Annotated in this window: 12 protein-coding genes and 3 pseudogenes; 10 read left to right on the top strand and 5 right to left on the bottom strand. The window is 68.8% G+C overall.

Translation table 11 applies throughout. The features are described 5' to 3' along the window. The first annotated feature begins 8 nt into the window (after positions 1-8). Complete coding sequence (locus ACFQU3_RS05900) at positions 9-416, top strand: RidA family protein (protein WP_385907703.1); 408 nt, start codon at positions 9-11, stop codon at positions 414-416. A gap of 85 nt (positions 417-501) precedes the next feature. Here ACFQU3_RS05900 and ACFQU3_RS05895 read toward each other — a convergent pair whose 3' ends face one another. From ACFQU3_RS05895 to ACFQU3_RS05880, 4 genes and pseudogenes are all read right to left on the bottom strand, one after another. Then, positions 502-1,500 (bottom strand): hypothetical protein, encoded by a 999-nt coding sequence (locus tag ACFQU3_RS05895; RefSeq protein WP_385908296.1) that lies wholly within the window; start codon positions 1,498-1,500, stop codon positions 502-504. A gap of 69 nt (positions 1,501-1,569) precedes the next feature. Beyond that, positions 1,570-1,833, bottom strand: a pseudogene (locus ACFQU3_RS05890) (AAA family ATPase); the annotation flags it as partial. Next, positions 1,749-2,102 (bottom strand): AAA family ATPase, encoded by a 354-nt coding sequence (locus ACFQU3_RS05885; RefSeq protein ID WP_385907701.1) that lies wholly within the window; start codon positions 2,100-2,102, stop codon positions 1,749-1,751. The pseudogene ACFQU3_RS05890 and the gene ACFQU3_RS05885, both read right to left, overlap by 85 nt. Before the next feature lie 525 nt (positions 2,103-2,627). Then, complete coding sequence (locus ACFQU3_RS05880) at positions 2,628-3,725, bottom strand: DMT family transporter (RefSeq protein WP_385907699.1); 1,098 nt, start codon at positions 3,723-3,725, stop codon at positions 2,628-2,630. 225 nt (positions 3,726-3,950) lie between these two features. Between ACFQU3_RS05880 and ACFQU3_RS05875 the strand changes: the two are divergent. From ACFQU3_RS05875 to ACFQU3_RS05865, 3 genes and pseudogenes are all read left to right on the top strand, one after another. Then, positions 3,951-4,082 (top strand): annotated as a pseudogene (locus tag ACFQU3_RS05875) (IS110 family transposase); the annotation flags it as partial. Positions 4,083-4,723: 641 nt separating this feature from the next. Next, complete coding sequence (locus tag ACFQU3_RS05870) at positions 4,724-4,849, top strand: hypothetical protein (protein ID WP_385907697.1); 126 nt, start codon at positions 4,724-4,726, stop codon at positions 4,847-4,849. A 9-nt stretch (positions 4,850-4,858) separates the two neighbouring features. Then, positions 4,859-6,676, top strand: a complete 1,818-nt coding sequence (locus tag ACFQU3_RS05865; RefSeq protein ID WP_385907695.1) for an amino acid permease — start codon at positions 4,859-4,861, stop codon at positions 6,674-6,676. Between the two features lie 23 nt (positions 6,677-6,699). On the opposite strand, the gene ACFQU3_RS05860 is transcribed toward ACFQU3_RS05865, so the two are convergent. Then, entirely contained in the window at positions 6,700-8,655 is a 1,956-nt protein-coding gene (locus ACFQU3_RS05860) for an APC family permease (RefSeq protein ID WP_385907693.1), read from the bottom strand. Positions 8,656-8,735: 80 nt separating this feature from the next. Here ACFQU3_RS05860 and ACFQU3_RS05855 point away from each other — a divergent pair, with 80 nt between their 5' ends. The 6 genes and pseudogenes from ACFQU3_RS05855 (at position 8,736) to ACFQU3_RS05830 (ending at position 13,455) form a co-directional block, all read left to right on the top strand. Continuing rightward, complete coding sequence (locus tag ACFQU3_RS05855) at positions 8,736-10,199, top strand: DUF4118 domain-containing protein (protein WP_385907691.1); 1,464 nt, start codon at positions 8,736-8,738, stop codon at positions 10,197-10,199. Next, positions 10,196-10,891, top strand: a complete 696-nt coding sequence (locus ACFQU3_RS05850) for a response regulator (protein ID WP_385907689.1) — start codon at positions 10,196-10,198, stop codon at positions 10,889-10,891. Before ACFQU3_RS05855 ends, ACFQU3_RS05850 begins: the two co-directional genes overlap by 4 nt. A gap of 115 nt (positions 10,892-11,006) precedes the next feature. After that, on the top strand, positions 11,007-11,789 hold the full coding sequence (locus tag ACFQU3_RS05845) for an ABC transporter ATP-binding protein (RefSeq protein ID WP_385907687.1): 783 nt from the start codon (positions 11,007-11,009) through the stop codon (positions 11,787-11,789). After that, positions 11,786-12,547, top strand: a complete 762-nt coding sequence (locus tag ACFQU3_RS05840; protein WP_385907685.1) for an ABC transporter permease — start codon at positions 11,786-11,788, stop codon at positions 12,545-12,547. The genes ACFQU3_RS05845 and ACFQU3_RS05840 overlap by 4 nt, the downstream gene beginning before the upstream one ends. Positions 12,548-12,680: 133 nt before the next feature. Further along, positions 12,681-12,830: pseudogene (locus tag ACFQU3_RS05835) on the top strand (MerR family transcriptional regulator); the annotation flags it as partial. Between the two features lie 310 nt (positions 12,831-13,140). After that, on the top strand, positions 13,141-13,455 hold the full coding sequence (locus ACFQU3_RS05830) for a hypothetical protein (RefSeq protein ID WP_385908294.1): 315 nt from the start codon (positions 13,141-13,143) through the stop codon (positions 13,453-13,455). Positions 13,456-13,599 lie beyond the last annotated feature (144 nt).

Here is a 13,599-nt window from a genome sequence, read left to right as displayed (position 1 = left end):
CCCGTAGCATGATCGACGCCATGGATCATTTCATACGGCCCAACGGCTCACCCCCGGCAAACGGCTACAGCCACGCGGTCGTCTTCGCCGGAGCGATGGTCGCTGTCTCGGGTCAGGTTCCTCTGGATGCCTACGGCAATTTGGTCGGTAGAGAGGACGCTGAGGCCCAGGTCCGGCAGGTCTACGCCAATCTGATCACCGCGCTGGCTGCGGCAGGCTCCGGCCTGGAGCACGTGGTCAAACTGACGGTCTATCTGACCGATCTGGACGATCTGGGCGCGTTCCGCAATGTGCGAGACGAACACCAGGATGCAGAACACCCGCCCGCCTGCTCGTTGGTGCGTGTTGCTGGCCTGGTTCACCCAGACTTCCGAGTCGAGATCGACGCATTGGCTGTGGCACCGAGCGTGGGGTAACCCATCGGCTGGAGGAGGGTGCGTCCGAAGGTAGGCACACTCTGTGACGTCAAGTGCCGCAAGTCCAGGAGCGATCCGTACGGCGTCATGCGCGGGGGTATGCCCCGCTGACCGTCCTGGATCGATGCTGTTGATCGAGTTGAGGCTCGGCGTCGACGGTCCTGTGGCGAGCGAGTTTCGACTCCAGTAGGAGGAGTCGGTTGTGCGTCTCGGGCGACTCGACCGGCTCTCCAAGCAACCCGATCACGCCACCGATGTTGATGCCGAGCCGCTCGGCGTGGTGGATACCGGCGAGGAGTGGTCGCCACCGGTCGGCGCGTTTGGCGGCCTCGATCTCCTCGGGCGTGATGCCGGACCTGATGAGGTCTTGGGCCAGCGGCGTCTCCCGGTTGTGGACAAAGATCGCGGCGCCTTCGGCGTCGAGCCGGGCCGGGCTTTCGGCTGCTCGCTCTCCATCGCGGCGTGTTTCGGAGGCGGACGTGTCGGCACCCGAGTGCGCGAGGACCTGCTTGAGGACCTCCACCGGCTCGACCCCGACGGGCTCGTCGTGGGCGGTGGCGAGGTCCGGGTCGTACATCGTGTCGACATAGAGCCGGTTGCTCTCGCGGCCGCGGGTGGCCATCACGTAGAGCGGTTCGCGCGTCGTCGTGGCGGTGACGTACGCCTGCGCGGTGTCGACGGTCCGGCCCTGGGCACGGTGCGCGGTAGTCGCGTAGCCGAGCTCGACGTGCTCACGCATGTAGCCGGCCGGCAGGACGGCGACTCCCCCACCGGTCGGGCGCCGAACTCGCACTGAGCCGTCGGCGCGGATGGCGGTCACGGTCCAGGTGTCGCCGTTCTTCACCCACGCGCCGGAGGTGGCCAGGTCGCGCTGGTTCAGGCGGGTGACGACCACATCCCCCACCCCGATCGTCGCTCCCCCGGCGATCGCCACACCGGCATCCGTGACCTCGCCCGCGGCCACCCGGTCGGCACGGGCGCGAGCGTTGAGGTCGGCCACCGTCTGCGCGTCGGCCGCGACCATGATGGACTGCTTGCCGGCCTTGATGTCGGCCCGCCAGGCCTCGTAGAGCAGGTCGAGCATCGACTCGCGGTCGCCCCCCTCGACGCGACCGTGACGGGCGTACAGCTCCGCCGCCGTGGGCCGCCCCGCGCGCAGCCCGAGTGATGCGTCGCGTTCCCACTCGTACCGGAACCGGCGCGGCGCACATTCATCAGGTGCGGGGGTTCGTCGCGGTCGGTCGCGACGAGCTTGAACGCACCCCCCCGCAGCCACCGGCGACAGCTGGGCCCAGTCCCCGACGAGCAGCACCTTGGCGCTGGCTGCTCGGCCTAGGCGGTGAGGGCGTCGAGCTCGAACGTGCCGGCCATCGACGCCTCGTCGACAATGACCAGCTGCCCCGGCTTCAGCCGCCATCGGTCCATCTCGGCGGCCACCGTCCTGGCCCGGCGGGTTAGTGCGCGGGTTCGGAGTGAGGGGCTGGCCCGGTCCAGCCGCGCCGCCAGGCGGTCCAGCTCCTCCAGTCGTGCGGGCTGCCGGGCGGCCTCGGTCAGCCACTTGGTCGTGTTCTCGGTCGGCACGCCCACCGCCTCCGCCAGCACCTCGGCGGCGGCCGCTGACGGCGCCAACCCGACGACGGACCCGGGACCGAACCTGGCTTCCCACCCGGCGCGGACCCCGGCCATCGCGGTCGACTTTCCCGTACCGGCCGGCCACGGTGCTCCCGGACCAACAGCCTCCTGTACCGGGCCTCCACAGCGGTCGTCCTGCCGATCTTCACCCAGCGCTCCCGGACCATGGCATAGGTCACCATCCGCATGCCGCCTCCGGACCGGACCGCCGCCTCCCATCGCCTGTTGGATTCGCAGCTCACGCGGCGGGCGGTCGAGCGCCCAGTCGCACTTGCGGCGGCGCTGCTCTCGGACTGCCACCTATCCGTGCGTTTCCAGTGCACGCATATGGAGGTGGAGCGTCCACGAGTGCTGTGAGCACAACCTCAACCGCGCCTCGGGAATGGCTGGGTCTTCGAACCAATACACGTCACCGCGTTGGAACGGACCTCCCTTGACGAGCATCCGCCTAGAAGCCGGACTCGGCGAACAGCCGTCGCTGATCGGGTGTTCCTTGCGCCCCGCCGTCTCACGCAGGTCCAGCTTGTCTCGACGCCGAGGTGTTTCCCGCTTCGCTAATTGCACAGACGCTCGACAGCGTCACTCTCCAGGTGCAGCGTCATGTTCGTGCCTCTCGTCACTCGGGATGGACGAAGCGTCGGCGCCCACGCCCGCCCTGACCTGCTGTCGAGTCGGCAGCCCGATGACGGCAACGGCGGTCACGCCGACGGCGGCGCCGATCAGCTGCGGTCCCCCGACGTGCTCGCCCAAGACACCGACGCCAAGGGCGACCGACACCACGGGCACCAGGTACGTGATCGAAGCACCCACCGTGGCCCCAGCGTCGCGAACGACGTCCAGCTGGAGGGCATAGGCGATGGCTGTTCCGATCACGCCTAGGACGAGCACGGCCAGCACTGGCATCAGCGTGAACTCGTCGGCCGTGTGGCCGCCCCACGGTGTCACGTACTCGTCCCGGTTCAGCCACCACCACGCCAGCAGCACCGGAAGCATCAAGCCCGCGCCGGCCACGAGCAGCGCCGTTGGCACCGACAGGTGGCCTGCATCGCTGTCCTGCATGAACCGGCAGTAGTAGGCCCAGCCCAGCGCCCAGCTCGCTGCCGCTGCCAAGGACATGCCGAAGCCGAGGGCGTCCGGGCGACCCAGTGACTGCCAGGGCTCCATGATGATGACCACCCCGGCGAAGCCGGCGAGCACCGCCATCATCTTGTACGGCGCGGGCCGGTCGTGGGGCACCAGAAGGAAGCCGAACAGAGCGGCGAAGAGCGGAGTCGTCGCACTGCCGATGCCGGCGAGGCCGGAGGAGACCCGTTCCGTCGAAGCCACGAACAGAATGCAGGGCAAGGTAGCCAGCAGCCCGCCGGCGACGAGCGGGTGCCACCAGCCGCGCACTGAGTGGGGCAGTCGCCCTCCCCTCACGTGGAGCGCCCCACAGAGGATTGCCGCGCCGACTACCAGGCGGAACGTCGCGACCTGAACCGCGGAGAAGCTCTGAAGCCCCACCTTCATGAACAGGAAATTGGAGCCACAGATGGCGGCGAGCAGGACGAACTTCACTTGCCATGTGATGGAGGTGCGACTCGACGAGGGGATTTCGTCGTGCGCCGCGGTCGTGGTGGTGGACAGGGTGTCTCCGGTTTCGATCAGGGCACCGTCGCTCTCCGCCGCGGTCGCCACGGACGACCGGGGCGAACTGCGTGTCGCGCTTTCTGATGCAGGTAGGTCATCGGCTCGACCGCTGTGCCATATCGCGAAACAGTCGATCGATGTGGGACAAAGCATAGATTCCCAACACCCACCCTTGTCAACGATTGGCGGAAGGCCGGCGAATCAGCATTCGCCCCTCATGACGGTCCCCCGCACTTCTGCGCGGACTCGACGGACCTGTCGCCTCCGGACCGCGGCACCAGCCACCACGCCGCCCTGCGCCAGCTCGCCAACCGACTCGTCGGGATCCTCCACGGCTGCCTTGAGACCCACACCCACTACGACGAACAACCGGCCTGGGACCACCACATTCACAAGGCCGCTTGACGCCGGCAGAACCTGGGATGTCTGCCGGGCTCTGCGCGCTTGCGAGGAGCCCTATCCGCTGATTCGGTGGAGGCCGTGCCGATGGCATGTCGATTTCGGGCCCGTCCCGCGACGAACCGCCATCGCCGCCCCGAAGTCGCGCCCGCTCTTCCCACTGGCGTCGCGCACGAGTCGTCACTTCCCTTCGCCTTCGTGCCCGACGACTCGAATCGCCCAGCCGTTCGAGAGCAAGGGGCCGCTCGTGACCCGCAGCGCCGGGACTCAGGAGGCCGCGTAACCGTCCGCGTTTGGACGGGAACCAGCCGGAAGGAACGCGACACGAGGAGCGCCCCTCGACCGCATACCTGCAGGTCAAGGGCTTTTGCGGGCATGGGTGGGACGCGACGCGCCGAACGCGCCGTGACTCGCTGGGTTCGGGGTTTCTTCGTTGTCAATGTCGGCCGTCGTGCCACAGGAGATAGACCAGATGGGCCAGTACGGCTACGCCGGTGAGGATGACCATGGTGTTCTCGATCATGGGCACTCCTCTTCCAGCGCCGATGGGTCAAGGGCAGAACGTCGGCCCCTTGACGACTGGTTCTGACGCGTGGTTGACACCCAGCACGATGAGGGCTCGGCTCAGGCCCATAGACTCGCCCGCTGTGACTACGCAACAGCGCGAGCGCACCCCGTTCACCCGGTGGCTGCTTGACGCCGACGAGGCCGACACCGGCGGCTACTACGAGAGTGAACGGGAGGCCACGGCGAAGGCGCACGTGCAGCCGTAGTGGCGCGTCATGTGCCTGACTGGCGTCGACTACTTCTCCACCCTCGGCTACCAACCCGGGATCGCCGCGCTCGCCGCCGGAGCGCTCTCGCCGGTGGCAACCCTCGTGCTCGTGCTGATCACGGTCTTCGCCGCGTTGCCGATGTACCGCCGGGTCGCGGAAGAGAGCCCGCACGGTGACGGCAGCCTGTCGATGCTCGAGCGGCTGCTGTCGTACTGGCCGAGCAAGGTGCTCGTGCTGTGCCTCATCGGGTTCGTGGCCACCGGATTCATCATCACGATCACGCTGTCGGCCGCCGACGCCACGGCCCACCTGATCGAGAACCCGTACCTGCACGAGGCACTCGAAGGTCGCAACGTGGTCGTGACCCTCGCGCTGCTCGTCGCCCTGGCCGGTGTGTTCCTCAAGGGCTCCAAGGAGGCGATCGGTGTCGCCGTGGTCCTCGTCGTCGCCTACCTCGGTCTGAGCCTCGTCGTCATCGGTCGCGCCGCGGTCGAGCTGGGCGACCACCCGACGGCGTTCAGCGACTGGACGAGTGCGATGACGCTCGAGCACTCCGCTCCGTTCGGGATCATCGGCGCGGCTCTGCCCGTGTGCCCGGCCCTGGCGTTGGGACTGTCGGGCTTCGAGACCGGCGTCGTCGTCATGCCCCTCGTCAAGGGGGACGCGGGCGACACCGAGGCGCACCCGGTCGGGCGTATCCGCAACGCCAAGAAGCTGCTCACCACGGCTGCCCTCATCATGAGCGTCATGCTGCTCGGGTCCTCGCTCGTGACGACCCTGCTCATCCCGCACGAGCAGTTCGAGCCCGGCGGCGAGGCCAACGGGCGTGCGCTCGCGTACCTCGCCCACGAGCTGTTCGGTGACGCCTTCGGCACCGTCTACGACGCGGCCACCATCGGCATCCTGTGGTTCGCGGGGGCATCGGCCATGGCCGGGCTGCTCAACATCGTGCCGCGCTACCTGCCCAGGTACGGCATGGCTCCGGACTGGGCGCGTTCCACCCGCCCGCTCGTCCTGGTCCTGTCGTTCATCGCGGCCGTGGTGACCCTCGCGTTCGGGGCGAGCGTCGACCAGCAGGCCGGCGCATACGCCACCGGCGTCCTCGCGCTGATGACCTCCGCTGCGATCGCCGTGTTCCTGGCCGAGCTGCGCCGGGGCCACCGCGGCACCGCCGCCTTCTTCGCCGTCGTCAGCGCCGTGTTCGTGTACACGTTCGCCGTCACGATCGTCGACCGCCCAGAGGGCCTGCTCATCGCCGGTGTCTTCATCGCCCTGATCGTCGTGATCAGCGTCTGGTCCCGCATCGCCCGCTCCACCGAGCTGCGCGTGCTGCAGGTGGTCTACGACGACGGGGCCCGGGCGATGCTCGACGACGCTGCCCTCGGCCCGCAGCCGATGCGCTTCATCGCCAACAAGCGCCAAGCCGGCGACCGGGATGAGTACCGCGAGAAGTCGCTGGAGATCCGGATGTTCAACCACCTCAACGCGCGGCAGGGCGCGATCTTCCTCGAGGTCGAGATCAGCGACGCCAGCGACTTCGAGACCACCGTGCACGTGACGTCCGAGGTGGTCGGCGGCCACCGCGTGCTTCGTGCGACAGGGCCCTCGGTGCCGAATGTCCTGGCCGCCGTGCTTCTCGATGTGCGCGACCGGATGAGCAAGCCGCCGCACGCGTACTTCGAATGGAGCCAGAAGGCCCCGGGCCAGAACGTGCTGCGATTCCTCATTGCCGGCGAGGGCGACGTCCCACCGCTCGTCCACGAGATCCTGCGCCGCGCCGAGCCCGAGGAGAGCCGACGTCCGCACATTCACGTCGGCGGCTGAGCCTGCGGTCGCGGTTCGAGACCTCATGCGCGACTGACCTCCGCGTGCTCATCGGTGTCGGCCGCCAGGTGGTACGGGACGCTCGTCACCACGACGCCGGGCAGGGTGAGCAGCCGGAGCTTGAGCCGCAGGGCGCTCTGGTTGTGCAGGATGCCCTCCCACCAGCGGTCGACGACGTACTCGGGGATGAAGACGACGACGAGGTCGTGCGGGTTGTCCGTGCGCAGCCGCATGACGTGGTCCACGACGGGTGTGGTGATGTCTCGGAACGGCGAGTCGAGCAGGGTCAGTGGCACTGGCAGGTCCGCCTCGCCCCAGTCGTCCTCGATGGTGCGCGCCTCTTCGGGGTCGACACAGACGGTGAGCGCGGTGAGCGATGACGGGCGGGTGGCGCGTGCATAGGCGATGGCGCGCAGCACCGGCTCGTTGACGCGCGACACCAGCACGATGGCGTGGACCCGGCTCGGCAGCAGCCGCGCGTCTCTGGTGGGGCTGAGCTCTTGGGTGACCTTGGCGTAGTGGCGGTTGACGGCGCGCATCAGCAGGCAGAGCAGCGGCACTGCGATGACCACGAGGTAGGCGCCGCCGGTGAACTTGGTGACGAGCACGATGACGAGGACGAGTCCGGTCAGGGTGGCGCCGAAGGCGTTCAAGAGCCGGGCGCCGTTGATGCGGCGCCTGACTCCTGGGGCGATCACGACCTGGAGCTCACGGTTCCAGTGCCGGACCATGCCGACCTGGCTGAGGGTGAAGCTGGTGAAGACGCCCAGGATGTAGAGGTGCAGCAGCTGGTCGACATCCGCGTGGTAGGCGACGACCAGCAGACCGGCGACCAGGGCGAGCGCGACGATGCCGTTGCTGTACGCCAGCCGGTCGCCTCTGGTGCGTAGCTGCGTCGGCATGAGCCGGTGTTGTGCCAGGAGCGACGCGAGCATCGGGAAGCCGTTGTAGGCGGTGTTGGCCGCGAGGATGAGCACCAGCGCGGTCGATGCCTGCACGAGATAGAACATCACGCTTCCCGCGCCGAAGACCGCCGATGCGAGCTGGGCGATGACGGTCTGCTGGGGGTCCGACTCGCAGTCGCCGCGGAACCCGATCAGGTCACACGTCGTGTCTGCGACGTGGACTTTGGCGACGATGGCCAGGACCGTGATGCCGACGAACATCGCCACCGCGAGGGCCCCCATGGCGACGAGGGTTCGGGCCGCGTTGCGTGACTTCGGCGTACGGAAGGCGGGGACGCCGTTGCTGATGGCCTCGACCCCGGTCAGGGCGGTGCACCCGGAGGAGAATGCCTTGAGCGCGAGGAAGAGCAGCGCCAGGCCGGTCAAGCCGGTCTGTTCGGCGTGCACGGAGTAGCCGGCGCTCTCGGCCACCGGCGCGTCCCCGAGGAGCGCCCGGATCAGGCCGAACGCGCTGACGGCCAGGATGCAGGTCACGAACACGTAGGTCGGCACAGCGAACGCCCGTCCCGACTCGCGTGTCCCGCGCAGGTTCATGAGGGTCAGAGCCGCGATGACGGCGACCGCGATGGTGACCCGCTGGGCGTTGAGGGCGGGCACTGCGGAGATGACGTTGTCGATGCCGGCGGCCACGGACACGGCGACGGTCATGACGTAGTCGACCATCAGCGACGCGGCCACGACCATGGCCGCGCCCTGGCCGAGGTTGTCACGCACCACCTCGTACGACCCGCCGCCGCTCGGGTACGCCATGACAACCTGCCGGTACGAGATGACCACCGTGATCAGCAGCACGACGACGGCAGCCGCCATCCACGGCGTGAGGTAGAGGTACGCGAGGCCCCCGAGCGTGAGGACCTTGAGGATCGCCTCGGTGGCGTAGGCGACGGATGAGAGGGGGTCGGAGGCGAAGATGGGAAGGGCGATGCGCTTCTGCAGCAACGTCTCCTCGAGGTTCTCGTTGCGCAGGGGACGACCGACGAGCAGGCGCTTGGCCGTGGACAGTTGATTGAGCACCTCTCGACGCTATGGGCGCGTCCGCATAGGTGTTGCAAGGGAGTTCGGTCCTGCCGCAAGGATTGCGCAAGGATGGCTGCGTGACCGAAGACGTGGGTATGCCGCTGGGCGCGCTCCCCGAGCTGTCCACCGTCAGTGGCCTGCCCCGCGCGCGTCGGCTCACCGGGCTTGCCTTGGCGGTCGTCCTGCCCGTCGTCATCACCACGGGCCTGGTCGCCCTCGGCCCGGGTCTCGGTCTCGCTGGTGACTCGTTGGCTCTGCTGCTGGCCGTCATCGTCACAGCCCTCGTCGGCGGCCTGTGGTCAGCGATCCTCTGCGCGCTGCTGAGCTCCACCCTGCTCAACTACTGGTTCATCCCGCCGGTGCGCACGCTGGAGATCGGTCAGCCCCACAACATCTGGACAGTCGTGGGTTTCGTGGTGGTCGGGCTGCTGGTCAGCGGTGTCGTGCACCGGGCCGCTACGACGGCCTCGACGGCGGCACGAGCGGCCGCCGAGGCACGGACCCTCTCGGAGGTCGCGCGCGCGACACTGCGCGGCGAGGACGCCCTGCCGACGCTGCTCGAGCAGATGCGGCGGGCCTTCGGGATGACCTCGGCGAGCCTGCTGCGCCGAGACCCGGCCGCCGCGGAGACGTGGCACGTGGTCGGCTCACGAGGCCCGGACGCCCCCCGGGAACCGGCGACGGCCGATGTGCACCTTCCCGCCGGAGAAGACCTCGTCCTCGCCCTCTCGGGACGCCTGCTCGGCTCGTCGGACCGAGCCATCCTCGGTGCCTTCGCGGCTCAGGCGCAGGCGCTGCTCGAACGGGACGAGCTGGCCCGCAGCGCTGCCCTCGCCGCTCGGCTCGAGGCATCCGAAGGGCTGCGAGACGCGCTGCTCGCTGCCGTCGGACACGACCTGCGCACGCCGCTCGCTTCGGCGACGGCCGCCGTCACCAGCCTGCGCAGCCGAGACGTCACATGGACCGACGACGAACGCGACGAGCTTCTCGCCACGGCAGACGAGTCGTTGACCCGGCTCGCCTCGCTGGTGTCCGACCTGCTCGACCTGTCACGCCTGCGCGCCGGAGTGCTCACCGTCCTGCACCAGACGCTGTGGCTCGATGAGCTCCTTCCCCCGGTCCTTGACGAGCTGGGTCCCGACGCGGCGAACGCGGTCATCGACCTGCCCGATGAGCTGCCCGCGGTCGTCGGGGACGCCGCGCTCGTCATGCGCGTCCTGGTCAACATCATCGGCAATGCCCTGCGTCACGGAGGTCCGGACGCTGCACCCCCTGTACTGACGGGCCGTGCCTGTGGCGACCGAGTCGAACTCCACGTCATCGACCACGGCCGCGGCGTCCCCGAACGGGACAGAGAGCGCATCTTCAGTCCGTTCCAGCGGCTCGGCGACACCGACAACACCTCGGGGCTCGGCATCGGCCTGGCCCTGTCCCGTGGGTTGGCCGAGGCGATGGGTGGGACGCTCACGCCCACGGAGACCGCCGACGGAGGGCTGACCATGGTGCTCGCCCTGCCCACCGATCCGGGAGCCGAGCAGTGACTCGCGTCCTGGTCGTCGACGACGACCCCCAGCTCGCCCGCGCGCTTCGGATCAACCTGCGCGCCCGAGACCACGACGTGCACGTCGCGACCTCGGGCGCCGAAGCCCTACGAACCGTCGCGTCCGTCTCCCCCGACCTGGTCATCCTCGACCTGGGGCTGCCCGACCTCGACGGCGTGGAAGTGATCCATGGCGTACGTGGCTGGAGCGATGTGCCCATCATCGTCCTGTCCGGTCGTGGCGCCGGCCAGGACAAGGTCGCCGCCCTGGACGCAGGAGCCGACGACTACGTGACCAAGCCCTTCGGCATGGACGAGCTTCTCGCACGAATGCGCGCCGTCACCCGGCGATCGCTCCCCGGCGACACCGCCCCGGCGCCGCGTGTCGAGTTCGGCGACGTCACGGTCGACCTCGCAGACAAGGCCATCACCCGGACATTCGGTGACGGCGACACGCAACCGGTGCACCTGACCCCCACGGAATGGAGCCTGCTCGAGGCGCTCGTCCGGCAGCCAGGCAAGCTCATGTCCCAGCGACAGCTGCTCGCCCAGGTATGGGGACCCACATCCGTGAACCAACCCGCCAACCTCCGGCTCTACATGACCCAACTGCGCCGAAAGCTCGAACCGGAACCGACCCGCCCCCGCCACTTCCTCACCGAACCGGGGATGGGCTACCGATTCCGCCCCTGATCAGCCGTGGGTAGGGGGGTATGGCGCGCCCGCGGCCCGTATGGGGCGGCGCAGAAGACGCCGGCGAAAATGAGACTTGACCTTGACGCAGGGTCAGGGTTGCAGGCTTGCGGTCATGACCACGAAACCAGCCATCGAGATCGTCGGGCTCACCAAGTCCTACGGCGACCATGCGGTGCTCAGGGGCGTAGATCTGAGCGTCCCCGCGGGCACCATCTTCGCCCTGCTGGGCTCCAACGGCGCCGGCAAGACCACCGCGGTGAAGATCCTGTCCACGCTGCTCAAGGCCGACGGCGGGACCGCGACCGTCAACGGGTACGACGTCGCCACCGAGCCCGCGAAGGTCCGCGAGTCGATCAGCCTCACCGGACAGTTCGCCGCCGTCGACGAGATCCTCACCGGGCGGGAGAACCTCGTCCTGGTCGCCCAGCTGCGACGTCTCAGGAACGCAGGCCTGATCGCCGACGGCCTGCTCGCTCGGTTCGCGCTCACGGACGCGGCTGGGCGAAGGACGGCGACCTATTCCGGCGGCATGCGCCGGCGCCTCGACATCGCGATGAGCCTCATCGGCGACCCGCCCGTGCTCTTCCTCGACGAGCCGACGACCGGCCTTGACCCACAGTCCCGGATCGAGGTCTGGAAGACCGTGCAAGAGCTCGCTGGTCACGGCACCACGCTGCTGCTCACGACGCAGTACCTCGACGACGCCGAGCATCTCGCGGACCGGATCGCGGTCCTTCACGAGGGCCGGATCATCGCCGACGGCACCCTCGCCGAGCTCAAGCAGCTGCTCCCGCCGACCGAGGTCGAGTACGTCGAGAAGCAGCCGAGCCTCGAAGACATCTTCCTCGCTATCGTCGGCCACGACGGCCCCTCACAGGCAAGGACCCAGGGATGACCACCTACTTCGTCCACGACACGACCGTCCTGCTCAAGCGGTCCCTGCGCCATATCCTGCGCAGCCCGGACACGATCATCACCACCGCCGTCACACCGATCGCGATGCTGCTGCTATTCGTCTACGTCTTCGGCGGCGCGATCGATGTCGGCGGCAGCTCATACGTCAACTACCTGCTGCCCGGGATCCTGCTCATCACGGTCGCATCCGGCATCGCCTACACCGCTTTCCGGCTCTTCACCGACGTCTCGGGCGGCATCTTCGAACGGTTCCAGTCGATGCCGATCACCCGGTCGGCCGTGTTGTGGAGCCACGTGCTGACCTCGGTCGTGGCGAACCTGACCTCGCTCGTGCTCGTCGTCCTCGTCGCGGTGGCGATGGGCTTCCGCTCCGGTGCCGGAGTGCTGGCCTGGCTCGCGGTGCTCGGGATCATGGTGCTGTTCACGCTGGCGCTGACGTGGCTGGCCGTGATCCCCGGGCTGACCGCGAAGTCGGTCGACGGCGTGAGCGGGTTCTCCTACCCGCTGATCTTCCTGCCCTTCATCAGCTCGGCCTTCGTGCCCACCTCCGGCATGCCGGGCCCGGTGCGCTGGTTCGCAGACCACCAGCCGGTCACCTCGATCGTCAACACCATCCGGAGCCTCTACGCCGAACAGCCGCTCGGCAACGACGGCTGGATCGCCCTCGCCTGGTGCGTCGCCCTGCTGCTCGTCGCGTACGCGCTCGCGATGCGCACTTACCGCAGCAAGGTCGCCTGACCCACCCCACCGACGAACAACGCAGTTGAGACACGAGTTCTGGAATGAGCACTTGCGCGGCACCACGTCGTACCTGGGCAGTGGCGCGCGTCGCTCAACCGCGACCTGGCCAGGAAGCTCGCAGAATAGGGCCATGCTGACGATCAGCCAGATCGCGTCGTACGCCGGCGTGACGGTGCGCGCGGTCCGTCACTACCACGCCAAGGGGTTGCTGCCCGAGCCCGGGCGCGACCACTCGGGCTACCGGCGCTACGACGCGGCCGCGGTGGTCGACCTCGTCAAGATCCGCACCCTCGCCGACGCCGGCGTCCCGCTCTCGCGAGTGCAGGAACTCCTGGCGGCGGGTGGCCCGGAGTTCGCAGCGGCAGTCGAGGACATCGACCGCCGCCTGCGCGCCGAGATCCGGGAGCGCCAGCGTCACCGGGAGCGGATTGCCAAGCTCGCAGCCGGCGAGAGCCTGGCCCTGCCGCCCGAAGCGGTCGCGTACCTCGACCGGATGCGCGAGCTCGGCTTCCCGGGAGCGGGTGATCGAGGTCGAGCGCGACAGCTGGATCCTGATCGCTGCCCAGATGCCGGGCGCAGTGCGGGCCCTCATGGCGATCAAGCACGCGCAGATCGAGCCCGAGGTGCTGCGTCGGCTGTATCTCGACATCGGGGACCTCGCCGACTGCGGGCCCGACGACCCGCGGCTGCCCGCGCTGGCGGACCGGGTCGCCGCCTTCATCGAGGCGGCGGCAGCCGAGGCCGAGGGGATGGAGGAGGAACACCCCGTCAGCGACGACGTGGTCGCGCTGCTCGACACGGCGTTCGTCGAGTCGTTCCCGTGCGCGCACCGCCTCCTCGAGCTCCTCGAGGAGCGCGGCTGGACGGGCTGGACCAACATCAGGCGCAAGGACCCCGCCGTGTGATCCGGAGAGTCATCCAGGTGCAGCGCCCGCTGGGTCGTCCGGGCCCGCCGTCGGCAGCGTTCCAGAGGTTGCTCGTGGGGATGGGTGCGAGGAGTGTGGGAGCTATGAGCCTTGAAGCCTGGTGGCCCCTCCTTCGACAGGAAA

This window comes from Terrabacter sp. GCM10028922, assembly GCF_042666095.1.
Classification (GTDB): domain Bacteria; phylum Actinomycetota; class Actinomycetes; order Actinomycetales; family Dermatophilaceae; genus Terrabacter.
This window is presented reverse-complemented; position numbering and strand designations above follow the sequence as displayed.